This window comes from Candidatus Bathyanammoxibius amoris (genome assembly GCA_024451685.1).
In the GTDB taxonomy this organism is placed as follows: domain Bacteria; phylum Planctomycetota; class Brocadiia; order Brocadiales; family Bathyanammoxibiaceae; genus Bathyanammoxibius; species Bathyanammoxibius amoris.
The window spans coordinates 71,104-84,209 of the sequence record JAMXCW010000001.1 but is presented as its reverse complement, the minus strand read 5'-3'; the positions used below and the strand labels follow the sequence as shown (position 1 = coordinate 84,209).

Genomic DNA, 13,106 nt, shown 5'->3' with positions numbered 1-13,106 from the left:
GCCGAGGCTAGCTCGGCCCCCGTGGTGAAGACACCGATAAGTATGCCATTGCTTGAGGGCCTATGCAAGTGACATAATACCGGGCTCCACCTTTGAATGTCCTGCGGTGAACGTCCTGCCGATGTACAAAAAGTCTGTCTAAACCACATCCGCTATTTAAAGGACTTGATTTTGCTCTACGTTTCACGACAAAACGGGCACGTTCCCTTATTATTCCTAAAGGTATGGGGCAAGTGCGGCTATCCTTATGGCCGCCGTGGTATCACCACTTACCTTTATCTTTCCTTCGAAGAAGGCGTTTAGCGGGTTTATTTCCTGCCTTACTATGCCCATAAAGACGTCTCCACTCAAGCCCAGGGTGCAGTCGGGTATAATGGCATCTCCCTCGACTACTTCCTTTGCCTTGCCGTCCTCGACCACAAGTGTCCATTTGCCCGCGTCCCTGCCGGTAATTTCAAACTGCAACTTGATGTTCAGCCCTTCGATGCGGGTCATTGGTGAGTTGTTTATCCGGGGTATCACCAGGTTGCCGAAGTATTCTCTGTGTGTGGTCTCGTCCGGGATATCGGGTCTCTGCATCAGTTAAGCCCTCCAAGCACCGGCTTTTTTTGTTCCGTGTCATTGCCCCAGTTGTTTCTTATGGCAAAGTCTGTTAGGAGCGATACAAGCCGGCGGTCTATCCTGGGACAGATAATGTCCTTTTCCATAAGGAGTTCCCGGGTATTGCTGGAATAAAACTTGTATTTATTGTGAACGTAAGGGAGGTATGGCCTTGTATAGGACAGATATAACCTTTCCAGCGAATTAAGTGTAGTCTGGTCAGTGAGTGGCACTATCTCCGGGTCTCTTATGCCCATGGTACGGACCAGCAGCACTTTTAGTTGTTGCAGGCTTGGCGGGTTGGGGTTTATTACGTTGAAAGTCTTTCCGATGCTTCTCTCATCGTCATCGTCACCGGAAATTGCCATGATGCTGTCGGCTACGTAGTCCATCGGGACAAGGTTTATACCGGCATCTATGAGCCCGAACATCCTGAAAGATTCACCGCGCGCGTACTCGGAAGTCTTAGAGATTAAGTACAATGCCTTTGCAAAGAAGTACATACCCTTAAAACACTTTGTGTAACCGTTCTTTGAACTTCCTATTATCATCGAGGGCCGATAAATGGTAGCAGGTAGTCGATACAAAGAGGTATACTTCCTAACTAATACCTCGCCAACGAGCTTTGACTCCTCATAGGCGTTGTTATATCTTCCTTTGCGTGTCGCGTTATTCCACTGAGGATTACTTTTGCCACTCACAAATGCGCTGCTAATATGGTGATAGCGCTTCGGCCTTTGCGCCACAGCAAAGTCCAGCACCTCCTTTGTGCCGACAAAGTTTGTGCGCAGCAGGGTGTCCCTGTCGTCAAAATCCGTGAGTGCCGCACAATGGAATACCGTGTCTACCTCGTCAGCCAGCCTCAGAAACACTTTACTCTCAAGGCCGAGAAGGGGCCGGGTGACGTCACCCTCCAAGAGTTCAATTCTAGCCGAGTGTGCGGGTACTTTACCGTCTTCCTCGGCAAGCAGTCTTCCAAGACCGCCGCCGCCTAGTTTACCTTTATTTCTTACCAGCAGGATGAGCCGATAATCTTTCCTGGCCAATCTCCTGACAAGGCTACCGCCCAGGAACCCCGTACCGCCCGTTATGAGGATCGTTTTCATAAAATGGACAAAAACATAATCCCGGTATATAAACCTCGAGCTACTTATGGCCCTCAAAGACGGTCAATGCAGGAAAAGGAAACCATTATTAAAGAAAAGGCGAAAGACATAAGCAAGCAATCCCCTTTTCCCTGAATCTGGCTTCTTTCCTAAAACTAAATCGTTATTTGTATACGAATTTCCCGGCGCTTGCAAGTGTCTAGTTTTCCATTACAACAGATTTGACGAAAATATCAAGAAATGTTGATTGCATGGGCGGTTTTGCTACAATACGTAAAAGTACGGTAGAGAATGTGCGCCGGTAGCTCAGTTGGATAGAGCATCGGATTTCTAATCCGACGGTCGGGGGTTCGAGTCCTCCCCGGCGCGCTTGCTTATTTTATGATATGCTCAATTAATGGATGCTTGCCGCGCCCACACCTTTATAGACCTGCGTTTAACCGAACTGCCTTTTTGACCGATTATCTTATGGTGTCGTAGATTGCGATATGGCGACACTTCGTTGAGAACGGTCTCAATAACCGCAGGCCCATTTTAAGGTTTTCGCAACCAGAGATAAGCCTTTGATTTCTGTACAGATAGCTAACCTGGCGCAGCGTAAGATACCGGCCACATCCCCCCTGCAAAAATCCATGGGCTTGGCATCAAAATTGTATTCTTATAGAATACTGCCTTCAATCAATCTATCCTTCTTCCTTAGACAGTAAATGGCAGGAAGAATGTCTTTGCAGGAAGGAGGCCAGGCCGGGGGCAACTGGCCTCCTTCCTCCTTCCTTTTAAAGTCATTGACTTCCTCTTACCAAAAGGAATGTCTCTTTATCTGCACAACAGACTCGACCTGTATGGATGAAATTTTGTCCTGCCTCGTGGAGAATCACGTTGCACCCTCTATTAAACGGCCACTGTCCGGATAACCGGAATAACCTCAAACAAACAGTTGTAATGGAGAAGGTTGTTCCCCCGTAACCCCTAGTAAAATAAACGGTTGACACCTGAGACAAAAACCGATACCTTTGCGTCTAACCTGGAGGTGGTCCAAGCGTGTCCGGACGCAACCTCTAATATTATATACGGGGGCCCTCTCACCTACGTTTTTTGCAAAAGCGGGTGGCTCAGGTCCACATACGAGAGGCTTGATATTTTGTTGTTAATGTATGCGCACATTGACTGCCTCAGAATGACACCGGGCATTGAGGTGACTTTTGCAGGGGCTTCGTGATACAGGACAGGGATTATATGGGTAGACCGCTTAAGGTGTTGATCGTTGAGGATTCTGAAGACGACACTGCGCTTCTGGTGCGTGAGCTGCGGAAGGGCGGCTACGACGTGGTGGGCACGGCGTCCTCGGGGACGGAGGCCGTGAAGCTAGCCCGGGAGCTGAAACCCAGCCTGATCCTGATGGACATCGTCATGCCGGGAGAGTTAGACGGTATAGAGGCCGCCGAGACAATAAAGGCCGAACTGGGTATTCCGGTCACTTTTCTGACCGCCTACGCGGATGACAGGTTCATCAAGAGGGCGAAGAAGGTGGAACCCTTCGGGTATATCCTGAAACCGTTTAATGAAGACCAGATAAGGGCGACCATTGAGATAACCTTTCATAAAAAAGACGTTGAGGAGAGTCTGCGTAAATCGTCAAAAGAATACCGCGCCTTGATAGAGAAGCTCATTGCCGTTGTGGGCGATATTGCGGAGGAAACGCGGTCGGGGAAGAGCCTCCCGCAAGCGGAAAAATTAAGGGCCCTGAGCGCGGTGGTTGCGGGGCTTTCCCACGAGTTTAACAGTCTCTTTGCAGTCATCCAGAGTAACCCGCAGCTGCTGGAGGGCGGCCATGAGGAACATAAAGAGATAACGGAAGGTCTTAACGCCCTCCGTAAGGTGACCCGGGACGGCGCCGAGATTATCCACAAGATGTATGAGTCCACCAGGCCAAAGGCTGATTCATCCAGGTTTGTTCCGGTAAACATGCGCGGGTTGATACAAGATGAGGTTGATTTTTCAAGGCCCATGTGGAAAGAGATGGCGCAGGCCAGGGGAATAACCTTCGACATAGACCTGGGCGGTCTTAAAAAAATACCGACCATAGAGGCCGACCCTTCCGAATTAAGGAGCGCGCTGGAAAATATAATCAATAACGCCCTGGACGCAATGCCTGAGGGGGGACGTCTCTCCTTTCGTTCGTGGAGGGACGGCGACTACATCTGTGTTAGTATATCTGACACCGGCGTGGGCATGTCGAAAAAAGCGCGGGAGAGTATCTTTGAACCGTTTTTCTCCACAAAGACCCCTGCGGACAGCGGGCTGGGCATGAGTATCGTCTACGGCATAATAACAAGACACGGCGGCAAGATAGACGTGGAAAGTGAGGAAGGAAAGGGCAGCACAATTACCCTGAGACTCCCGATAATCAGAAAGCCCGCCGCCGCACAGCCAGCGTACGAACCGTCCCAGAAGCCGTAGTGGCAATTTTTGCCTGAGCGAATCCGCCTCTGGCGTGACATGAATTGTCCCGTTTATGTGGCACCCGCCGTGGTCAACGGCCAGACCGAAGACTCGTTACGTAGTTAAGCAAGAAGGCCGTCATCTGCCAGAAACATTTCCATACCTGAGGCAGACAATGAAGTTTACTTCGTTGAAACCCAGAAAAGGTGTGTCCGCGTGAGCTATGTAATCAAATTCGACAAATCGAGCAACTACAATCTAATTATGCGTCCTCAGTGGAGCACGCCCAGCCAGTCCTTGAGCATAAATATCATGCGGCCTATCAGGAGGCTCATACGGCCCATCACCGTGTAGCCGAAAGAGGCGCCGAAACTTACCATTAGGAAATAGATTCCTATCTTTGAGGCCACACCCACCGGCCCCTTGTGCTCTATCGAAAAGAAGAAGTATAAAAGGACAGTGACGACCCCTACGAGCACAAAGACGCCGTTTATGCTGATGAGCAGCGACTCGTTACCGTAGAACAGGGGACGCATGGAGGGTTCAAGCTGTCTCAGGATAAACGTGTGTATGTAGTTGGGGATGGTGATACCGGCCCCAAGCCCCACCACAAACGCGAATGACCACCGGCTTAGCCAGGACAGCTGTGTCGATATCCTCAGCAACATAAATATCCCCAGGATCATGGGCACGATCACTATATACGCCGGTCTGGCGGCCCCTGTGACTAAGGGTACAAACAGGGGGTCGTAGATGTCCGGCTTAAGGGCGCTGAACCAGGTTATTATAATGGTGTAACCCAGTGCCACGCCTACGTACAGGTTCTCTGCAATCTTGAAGACGGGGTTGTCCTTGTAAAGGAAGCTGTACATGGCCAGGGTCAGCCCGGCGGCGATGATAATGCCGAAACTGTCCCAGTTTATCTTAAAACTGCCCGCGGCGAAGAAGAAGGCGTTTACCGCCGTAAAGACGATGAGCGTCCCTGCCAGTATCCAGAAGTCCACACCCCTGTTCATCTGCGCGACCTCCCAGATCCCCCGCGCCGCATAGTGCGCCATCCGCCGCTCGCGAAGAAGACCACGTTGCTGAAGATAATGAAGACGACGACCAGCGCGTGCGTCACGCTCTGCGGTCTCATACCCTCAACCGCGCGCGCCGGATAATTGACCAGCACCTCATACTCCGCGGCGCCCTTCAATCCCGCCATAAGCCCGTTTATCTGCTTCGAGTCGAGGAAAGGGTACATGTCAGGGCCGATGACGGCCGTGCAGCCGACGGCCATGTCAAACTTGTACTTTTCCTTTCCAAACGCTATCCAGACCTCAGCGCTTGCGCCCGCGGCAAGGTCTATGACGTAGTTAAAATCACTCAGTGATTCCACACCCTTCAGGGCGGGGATGGTCGCCGTATCGTTCCCGTAAAAGTCTTTGGGGAACGCGGAGTGAAGGTTCTCACCCATATTGATAATGAGGGAGGCTACCCCCGGTTTATAGCCCAGAAAGACATAGTCCTCACCGGGCTTTTTGCCGTACTTCTTGGCCACCGTCACCAGGGCCTTTTCCGCCAGCCCCGTCCCGCCGGGCCACAGCGTCATGCCAATCACCTTCTGGTCTTTACCGTATAGATGATGCAGGAGGGCCACGGCCATGGGCTGGAGTTCCTCCATGGCGGAGGGGTCATAGTCGAACGCAATCAGCACGTGCGAGCCCGGCGGCAGATCTTCTATCGTGTCATAGATGCCAAGCACAGGAGGCGTGGCGGGCACGGGCAGACGAAAACTCATGAGCAGCGAGACGATGACCGCAATCGCGACCAGGGCGAATATTATGCGCCTGTCCATGTTTACCAGTTTCTGCAGCAACTAGTCACCTCCCCCCAGGTATTGTCTCTCGATGCCGAATATTATCTTTATGGACGTGACAATCGCGCCCAGGCTCACGCCGAGGAGTATGCCCCTCTTCGCGGCCAGGTTGGGCACGCTCATTATCCAGTCGGCGGCTGTCGGGAGGTGTTCGGATATAAGCGCCCCCAGCGGCACCCTGCCCAGCATCACAATAATCGCGGCCACCAGCAGCAGGGCGGATTCAACCGTCCTGGCCCTGAACGTGCGATAGGCGGCCGAGGCCATGAAGAAGGCGAGGATGGAAAATATGGTGGCACCGGCGGGCACCTGGACGTAGATGTACAACCAGTCAAACATGGTGCCCTCGTTCTTGTCCACCCAGAACCCGTCACTGCCGTTATATAGTCCGAAGCCCAGCATTGTACCGGCGCCGATGAAGACAAAGATGCTGTAACCCCAGCCGGCGGTCTTGAACTTTATCCTGCCGTAGTGAAGATGAAAAAGGCTGTATGCGCCGATAAATACCGCGAAGCCCGCAATTATCTTGTCCCACCGTGTCATCAGTTCAAGAAAATCGCGGGAAAGCTGACTGGGCACGTAATATTGAAAGACCATCAAAATGCCCATCAGGAAGCATATGGCCAGCGGTATCGTCCTTCGCAGGAAGGGCACGTTTATCTCCTCCAGTAAATGGAATCAGAAGCCCATAAATAGATGCGTAACAAAATTTATCCCAAAGCTTGACAGTATGGTCCCGAAAAATAGCGCCGCCATGATAACCGCCTTGCCGATATCCTGCGCGCGGAGGGCCCCGAGGAGCATGGGCTCCCTCGAGAGGTATGCGCTTGCGGCATAAAGTTCCTCACCCATCAGCGTATAGTCGCAGGTGGTTATAAAGAACGGCAGCTGGGTGTAAGAGTCTGTCATGGCCACCTGGATGGCGCCCGTGGAGGCACCTGTCTCGGCCAGGAGCAGCGACTCGGCGTAGAAGAATCCGACAAAGAAATTGGCAGCTGTTTTCTCTCTGGTCATTATCCCGCATACAGCAACCACGTAGGGAAACTGCTCCGAGGCGACCATGACCACGTTGTCCTGGTTGTAGGCGTCGGGCCTGCCAGCCTCCAGATACGACTCCTTCACCACCTCCTGGCTGACGGTGAGGACTATGGGGTCGTTGTTCACGACCTTTAGCACCGTATCGTATTCCGCGACCCTGGTGGCAATCCGGCTCAATATGTTTATAGCGGCCAGGGTTGATATGCTCCCTATCGGGGTCAGGCCGTGGACGAAGAGCACGGGCCTGCCCATCTCCGTGGCCCTCCCCAGGGCCTCATCCACCGCATCAAGTCCGCTTATCTTCCTGAGGAACATCCCGGGATGCCGCCGGGCGTGGGAGATATAGAAGAGCACCAGCGCTGAAAACACTATCATAATAATGAAATTGTTGAGCTTTGACAGGTCGAACCAGTTGCCTTTGGCCCGCGCGGAAACCACCTCGTCAAATTCTACAACGTCTTTTCCTTTCACCATGGCCAGTTTGAAATAATAAGGCTTTTTGACGTTGGACTCTGTCAGGATTTCGCGCGGCTCAATCTCCACGAAGTGATAATTTTTTTGCTTCTTGCGGAAACCGAAGAGAGCGGGCACATCGCTCTTGTGGCCGGTCGTGGAGGTTATCCTCACGGCCTCCCGCCAGGGACCGTTCTCCGACGTGGAGACGTAGATTATGTAGTCCACGTCGGGCGAATCGCTCGGTGAGACCTTCCAGCTCATGCCGATACTCCCGCCGGCGTCGTTGGGGAGGTCAAACGCCCTCAGTTCCTCGGGCAGAGTCGATTCCGCAAATTCCTGCTCCAGATACTGTGCCGCGGCGCCTGTACCGAAAAAAACGGTCGTTATGAATACACACAGTAAAAAGACGATTAATCTCATTTTCTCCCAGTGCCAAAAAGTCCTTTAAAACTGAAGTACCTCCACGTTTGCCCGCGGGATGATAACGCTTGGACCGTCGGGAAGTTTTATCTTTACCACCCTGACCTCGGCCTCTGTCTCTATCTTCTGAGGCTGGACAGGCAGGTCTTCCACCTCTCCTATCGTCCCGAAATAGGGTTCTCTTATTATCCGCACCATGTCGCCGGGTTTCATGCCTTCTTCCCCCTCAACCTCTTCAGGCCCGGAGGCGGCCTCTTTACCTCCTTTGCCGATATGTGGGATTATTATCTCAGGCCTTAAGACACCCGCGCGTATCTGGGTGGCACCGTTTATGGCCGCCCTGGCGCCGGCATTGTCCCTGAGGAGTTCAAAGGTCTTTTGGGCCATGTTTATACCCGAAAAACCCTCCGTAACCACAAGCGTCAGCCCGACGTGCTCAGACCCTGTGATAGCTACCCCCAGGTCGTACCCCAGAAGTTCCTTCAGGTCCTCGTCGAATATGCCTCCTACTACGATGCCTCTAACGCCGAGCTTTATCGCCTTCTCCAGGGCGTCCCTGCGCGCCAGCGAGCCACCGACCACTATCTTGCCGCTGTGTTCTTTATTGATACTGTTCGGGGTTAATTGTTCATCTGGAGACTTTACGGCCATCTCCAGCGGCCCTATCGTCTCACCGCCGATACCGAAGATACCCTGAATGAAGGTGGCAACGCTTTCAACCACCACCTCCTCGCCTTCCTTTACCTCGACCACCTTCCCATCGATATACGCGAGCACTTCCAGGGGCTTGGGGGGTTCCCTCAACAGGACCTGACCCGTAATGGTGGATATGCTCTCTATGGTACCGGTTATCGGGGAAAAACAGGACGCCTTCAGCCATGATATGAACGACTTTGATTCCGCGATTATCCCGTCTTTCTCGACGGAATCGCCTTCGTTCTTGAGCATGTACTTTTTCACGTCACCGGGGGGTACGCTGAGGCGGCCGGCCACGTTGACGGAAAAGACCTTGCCCGGCATCTCCGTCCTGGCCACTATTGTCTCCGCCTCCACCCTGTCTCCCACGTTTACAAGGGTCTTGCCCGGCAGGGGCAGGACACGGTTCTTCCGTACCGTTATCCCTTCAGCGACTCTTAGTCCCGGTGTGTATGCATGAGCCATAAGGTCTCTTCGCTAAAAAAGTGAAACTCCCTAAAAACATCTTTTACGGCGTCCAGTCCGCCTGGGGCGGACCCGCCATTATTTGGGCGGGCCTGTCCCTGCGCTATCTTATGTAGCGTGGCAGCTTGCTGCCACGTCCAAGCGTTGGAGCAAGCTCCAACGCTACACAAAAACAAAAAGCTCATTCCGGGTATGCGTCGAGGGCCCTGGCCCAGCTGGTAAGCTGGCTGACCCCTTTATCCCTTGCGGCAGCCGTATCAAGGGGCCTGCCTCTAGCGTCAATAACAAGGCCTACAACACCTCCCCGTACCTTTTCCTTGATTGCCGAGCCCTTCCCCTTGCCGAGGTCAAAATGTCTCGTTGGGTCTGCCTCTACCTCGGCCTCCTCATCGGCCGCCAGCGGGTACAGCCTCAACTCCCCGAACGTAAGGGACTCCTCCATAACCTTCCCGCCGGGCATGGTGATTTTTACCTTGAGGCACTTCTCACCGATTTTCCTGGTATTGTTAACGGAGACACAGGTGCCCAGGTGCACCAGACAGTCCTTAATGAAGACCTCCTGGGCGGCCTCTGGACTGATGGTGGAGAGTACTCCGAGGTGCGGCATCATGAATATGCTGTCAACGGCGATGCGCGTAACGCCCTGTGTCCCGAAGGCGTCTATTAGCATCATCATTGCCTGAGAGCGTCTTGGGGCATGTGACAGGACACCGCCGCTTCCTATGAGCAGGTCCAGCGAGAACATGTCCACCAGCGACTCCTCTTCTTCGGCTCGAAACGCTTCTGATATGTCTCTGGCCTTCCGCACCCCTTTTAATTTTACCGCCAGGGTTTTGTGCTGCTCAAAGGCCAGCCTCAACGCCTCTCTGGAGATGGCCTGTTCTATCTTCAGTTCTTCCAGCAGCTGCGGTATCGTAGTGGGGCGTATCATCTTGTTCTTAATCCTGTTGCGGAGGTCTGACTCGTCTATGCTGAAGGGTACCCACCTCATTATGTTTTCAACCCCCGCCTCGGCCAGTACGTTTGAGATGCTGTAGCTCATGCCCAGGTTGGCGCTTACCGTCCGGGTGAAGACGCCGTCAAAGACGGAGAAGACGTCGGTGGTCGCCCCGCCAATGTCCACACCTACCACGTTGATATTTTCCGTCCTGGCTGCGTTTTCGATTATAACACCGACCGCGGCGGGGGTGGGCATAATCGGGGCAGAGGTGTACGACATCAGTTCCTTGTAGCCGGGGGCGTGGGCCATCACGTGTTCTAAGAAGAGCTGCTGTATGGCCTGACGCGCAGGCATCAGGTTTTCCGTGTCCAGTGTGGGGCGGATGTTGTCGGTAACGTGTAAACTGGTTTTGTCCTCCAACGTCTCACGGACCTTTTCTATGGCGTCCTTGTTTCCGGCGTAGACCACGGGCAGCTTGAACGTGGTGCCGAGTCTGGCCCTCGGGTTTGCGGCAGCTATGTATTCGGCCAGTTCCACGACATGGCTGACCGTACCGCCGTCAGTGCCGCCGGAGAGCAGTATCATGTCCGGTCGGATCTGGCGTATGAGTTCAATCCTCTCATGCGGCATCCTCTTGTCGTTGGAGGCGATGACGTCTATAACTATGGCGCCCGCGCCCAGTGCCGCCCTCTGGGCACTCTGTGCGCTCATACTCTTGACGGCCCCCGCGACCATCATCTGCAGGCCGCCGCCCGCGCTACTGGTAGAGACGTAGATGTCCACCCCGTCGTTGCCCTCCGAGGGCATCATAATTTTCTCCCCGTCCAGGATCTTTCTGCCCGATAATTCTTCAAGTTCCGTCATGGAGTTGAGTACGCCCCTGGTCACGTCTTCAAAAGGGGCCTCGACGGTGGTGGGGGCCTCGCCGCGATAGGTCTGGCGGTACTCATTGCCCTTTTTTTCGATTAAGATGGCCTTGGTGGTGGTGCTGCCACAATCCGTGGCAAGGATTACGTCAAGTTTATCGGGCTTGTGTGCAGGTGTTTCCGCGGGCGTCTGTTGAGACGATTCCCGTCCTTTATCTTTATTGTTGGCCATGCGTCTCATCTTCGGCCCTTTCAATCTCACGTATCAATATCTCAAAACTCGAGCGTCTTTCCATGATATTGGCCAGCCTGTCGTACTCTGCCGCAGAGAAGATGAAGGTCATGAAGGGGCGGAGGAAAAACATTGCCTGGCTCCCGATAAAATTAAGCGGCTGGAACGTTTCTAGGAAAAGTGCCGCGGGTGAAGACATCCTCCTGCGCACGACGGCTTTCGCCAGCTTCCTGATGAGGGCCATTTCGTCATCCGTGAGGCCCCTGTCACCCCCTTTTCCCTGCCCCTCTATGGCGAACGCGTGCCGCAGACGGCCGCGGAGCTCGTCAATTTTTTCGTATATTGTGTCCATTGGGCAAGATGTTATCACGAAGGACTTTACAAGTCAAAAGCTATTAATTCACCGTATAAAGGCGGGTTATGGCAGAGGGCGTAATTAAGTGGAATTTTTGGATTAACCGCTATTGTGTAACGTCTCGGCCGTCTCGATTGCCACCATCAGCCCCCTTGCCTTGTTAAGGGTCTCTTTGTATTCCAGTTCCGGGACGGAATCGGCCACGATACCGGCTCCTGCCTGGACGTAGGCCGTGTCGCCAATTAATACGATGGTGCGAATGGTGATGCAGGTGTCCATGTTGCCTGAGAAATCTATATATCCAACGGCCCCGCCATAGGGGCCGCGGCGCGTGGGCTCAAGCTCCTCGATTATCTCCATCGCCCTGACCTTCGGGGCGCCCGAAAGCGTGCCCGCCGGGAGGCAGGACCTCAGCGTGTCAAAGAGGGTTTTGTCCGGCCTGAGCCTGCCCGTTACGGAGGAGGTGATGTGCATGACGTGGGAGTACCGCTCGACTATCATCCTGTCCTCCAGGTGAACGCTCCCATACTCGGCGACCCTCCCGACGTCGTTCCTCCCCAGGTCTACGAGCATTACGTGCTCCGCCTGCTCTTTGGGGTCATTCACCAGTTCGTCTTCCATCCGTTTGTCTTCTTCCTCTGTGCGACCCCTCCTCCTTGTCCCCGCTATCGGTCTCACGGTAACCTTGCCCCTGTCTACCTTCACCATCACCTCCGGGGAGGAACCTATGAGCTTCAGCTCTCCCAGGTCAAGGTAAAACATATAAGGGGAAGGGTTGATGACCCGCAGAGCGCGGTATATGTCAAGGGGTTTCGCCTTCGTCTTAAGCCCCAGTCTCTGGGAAATTACCACCTGAAAGACGTCGCCCGCCCTGATGTACTCCTTGCACCTTTCTACCGCGCGCAGGAAATCTTCCTTGTCGAAGTTGGATGAGAAGTCTTTGCCGGCACGCCCGTTCGTGGTTATATCCGCGCTGACCGACTCGACCGGTGTGCGCAGCATGTCTACAAGGTCGTCTATCCTGCGGACTGCGTCCTTGTATGCACTCTCCGCGCCGGTTCCATCCAGAAAGGCGTTGGCTATCACCTTTATCACCTTATCCTGGTGGTCGAATACTATCACGGAATCGAAGAACATGAATAATACATCCGGTAACTTCAGGTCGTCCACGGTGTCCACGGGCAGTTCCTCCGTGTACCGCACCGCATCATAACTGAAGTAGCCTACCGCGCCTCCCGTGAAATACGGGAGTTCGTCTACATTTACGGGCGTGAATTTTTCTATCTCTTTCCTGAGGGTATCGATGGGGTCCCGGGACTCCGAACGTTCTTTTTTCCCGTTTCTGGTTATCTCCGTCTGGTTGCCGCGGCAACTGAGTTCCATGAAGGGTTTTGCCCCTATAAATGAATATCTGGCCATCTTCTCGCCACCTGAGGCGCTTTCAAGGAGAAAGGCATGTCCCGCGGTGGAAATCTTTTTAAAGGCGGAGACTGGGGTAAGCGTATCCGCCAGCAGTTGACGATATACGGGCACCATATTGCCCTTTCCCGACAACTCTTTAAATTTCTCGTAAGATGGATAATAGGTCGGTTTCATTTTAATACCGCAAGGGTTTATATTTATCTCTGC

General features: G+C 53.5%; 11 protein-coding genes and 1 tRNA gene. 2 read left to right on the top strand and 10 right to left on the bottom strand.

Annotated elements, in window-relative coordinates; all coding sequences use genetic code 11:
* Positions 1 to 216: 216 nt before the first annotated feature.
* Together NOU37_00410 and NOU37_00405 are read right to left on the bottom strand one after the other, a co-directional pair.
* Complete coding sequence (locus tag NOU37_00410) at positions 217 to 579, bottom strand: SCP2 sterol-binding domain-containing protein (protein ID MCQ4573701.1); 363 nt, start codon at positions 577 to 579, stop codon at positions 217 to 219.
* Entirely contained in the window at positions 579 to 1,706 is a 1,128-nt protein-coding gene (locus NOU37_00405; protein ID MCQ4573700.1) for an SDR family oxidoreductase, read from the bottom strand. The genes NOU37_00410 and NOU37_00405 overlap by 1 nt, the downstream gene beginning before the upstream one ends.
* A gap of 295 nt (positions 1,707 to 2,001) precedes the next feature.
* On the opposite strand from NOU37_00405, the gene NOU37_00400 reads away from it, so the two are divergent.
* Together NOU37_00400 and NOU37_00395 are read left to right on the top strand one after the other, a co-directional pair.
* A tRNA-Arg gene (locus NOU37_00400) sits at positions 2,002 to 2,075 on the top strand.
* Positions 2,076 to 2,942: 867 nt separating this feature from the next.
* Positions 2,943 to 4,166, top strand: coding sequence for a response regulator (locus tag NOU37_00395; protein MCQ4573699.1), 1,224 nt, complete (start codon positions 2,943 to 2,945; stop codon positions 4,164 to 4,166).
* A gap of 254 nt (positions 4,167 to 4,420) precedes the next feature.
* Here NOU37_00395 and NOU37_00390 read toward each other — a convergent pair whose 3' ends face one another.
* The 8 genes from NOU37_00390 to trpE form a co-directional block, all read right to left on the bottom strand.
* Positions 4,421 to 5,164 (bottom strand): hypothetical protein, encoded by a 744-nt coding sequence (locus tag NOU37_00390; protein MCQ4573698.1) that lies wholly within the window; start codon positions 5,162 to 5,164, stop codon positions 4,421 to 4,423.
* On the bottom strand, positions 5,161 to 6,009 hold the full coding sequence (locus NOU37_00385) for a hypothetical protein (protein ID MCQ4573697.1): 849 nt from the start codon (positions 6,007 to 6,009) through the stop codon (positions 5,161 to 5,163). Before NOU37_00385 ends, NOU37_00390 begins: the two co-directional genes overlap by 4 nt.
* The gene (locus tag NOU37_00380) at positions 6,010 to 6,663 is read right to left on the bottom strand and encodes a hypothetical protein (GenBank protein MCQ4573696.1); all 654 of its coding nucleotides are present in this window, start codon (positions 6,661 to 6,663) and stop codon (positions 6,010 to 6,012) included. It abuts the gene before it with no gap.
* A 24-nt stretch (positions 6,664 to 6,687) separates the two neighbouring features.
* Positions 6,688 to 7,923: a hypothetical protein gene (locus tag NOU37_00375; GenBank protein ID MCQ4573695.1), complete on the bottom strand. Its 1,236-nt coding sequence runs from the start codon at positions 7,921 to 7,923 to the stop codon at positions 6,688 to 6,690.
* A 24-nt stretch (positions 7,924 to 7,947) separates the two neighbouring features.
* Complete coding sequence (locus NOU37_00370; protein ID MCQ4573694.1) at positions 7,948 to 9,084, bottom strand: hypothetical protein; 1,137 nt, start codon at positions 9,082 to 9,084, stop codon at positions 7,948 to 7,950.
* 181 nt (positions 9,085 to 9,265) lie between these two features.
* A complete protein-coding gene (locus NOU37_00365; protein ID MCQ4573693.1) occupies positions 9,266 to 11,131 on the bottom strand; it encodes a glutamate mutase L in 1,866 nt (621 codons plus the stop codon).
* A complete protein-coding gene (locus tag NOU37_00360) occupies positions 11,109 to 11,474 on the bottom strand; it encodes a hypothetical protein (GenBank protein ID MCQ4573692.1) in 366 nt (121 codons plus the stop codon). Before NOU37_00360 ends, NOU37_00365 begins: the two co-directional genes overlap by 23 nt.
* Positions 11,475 to 11,576: 102 nt before the next feature.
* Positions 11,577 to 13,073, bottom strand: a complete 1,497-nt coding sequence (trpE, locus tag NOU37_00355; GenBank protein ID MCQ4573691.1) for an anthranilate synthase component I — start codon at positions 13,071 to 13,073, stop codon at positions 11,577 to 11,579.
* Positions 13,074 to 13,106: the final 33 nt, after the last annotated feature.

Coding starts and splice junctions, on each gene's coding strand:
- NOU37_00410 (MCQ4573701.1), bottom strand. CDS start 579: ATGCAGAGACCCGATATCCCGGACGAGACCACACACAGAGAATACTTC.
- NOU37_00405 (MCQ4573700.1), bottom strand. CDS start 1,706: ATGAAAACGATCCTCATAACGGGCGGTACGGGGTTCCTGGGCGGTAGC.
- NOU37_00395 (MCQ4573699.1), top strand. CDS start 2,943: ATGGGTAGACCGCTTAAGGTGTTGATCGTTGAGGATTCTGAAGACGAC.
- NOU37_00390 (MCQ4573698.1), bottom strand. CDS start 5,164: ATGAACAGGGGTGTGGACTTCTGGATACTGGCAGGGACGCTCATCGTC.
- NOU37_00375 (MCQ4573695.1), bottom strand. CDS start 7,923: ATGAGATTAATCGTCTTTTTACTGTGTGTATTCATAACGACCGTTTTT.
- NOU37_00370 (MCQ4573694.1), bottom strand. CDS start 9,084: ATGGCTCATGCATACACACCGGGACTAAGAGTCGCTGAAGGGATAACG.
- NOU37_00365 (MCQ4573693.1), bottom strand. CDS start 11,131: ATGAGACGCATGGCCAACAATAAAGATAAAGGACGGGAATCGTCTCAA.
- NOU37_00360 (MCQ4573692.1), bottom strand. CDS start 11,474: ATGGACACAATATACGAAAAAATTGACGAGCTCCGCGGCCGTCTGCGG.
- trpE (MCQ4573691.1), bottom strand. CDS start 13,073: ATGAAACCGACCTATTATCCATCTTACGAGAAATTTAAAGAGTTGTCG.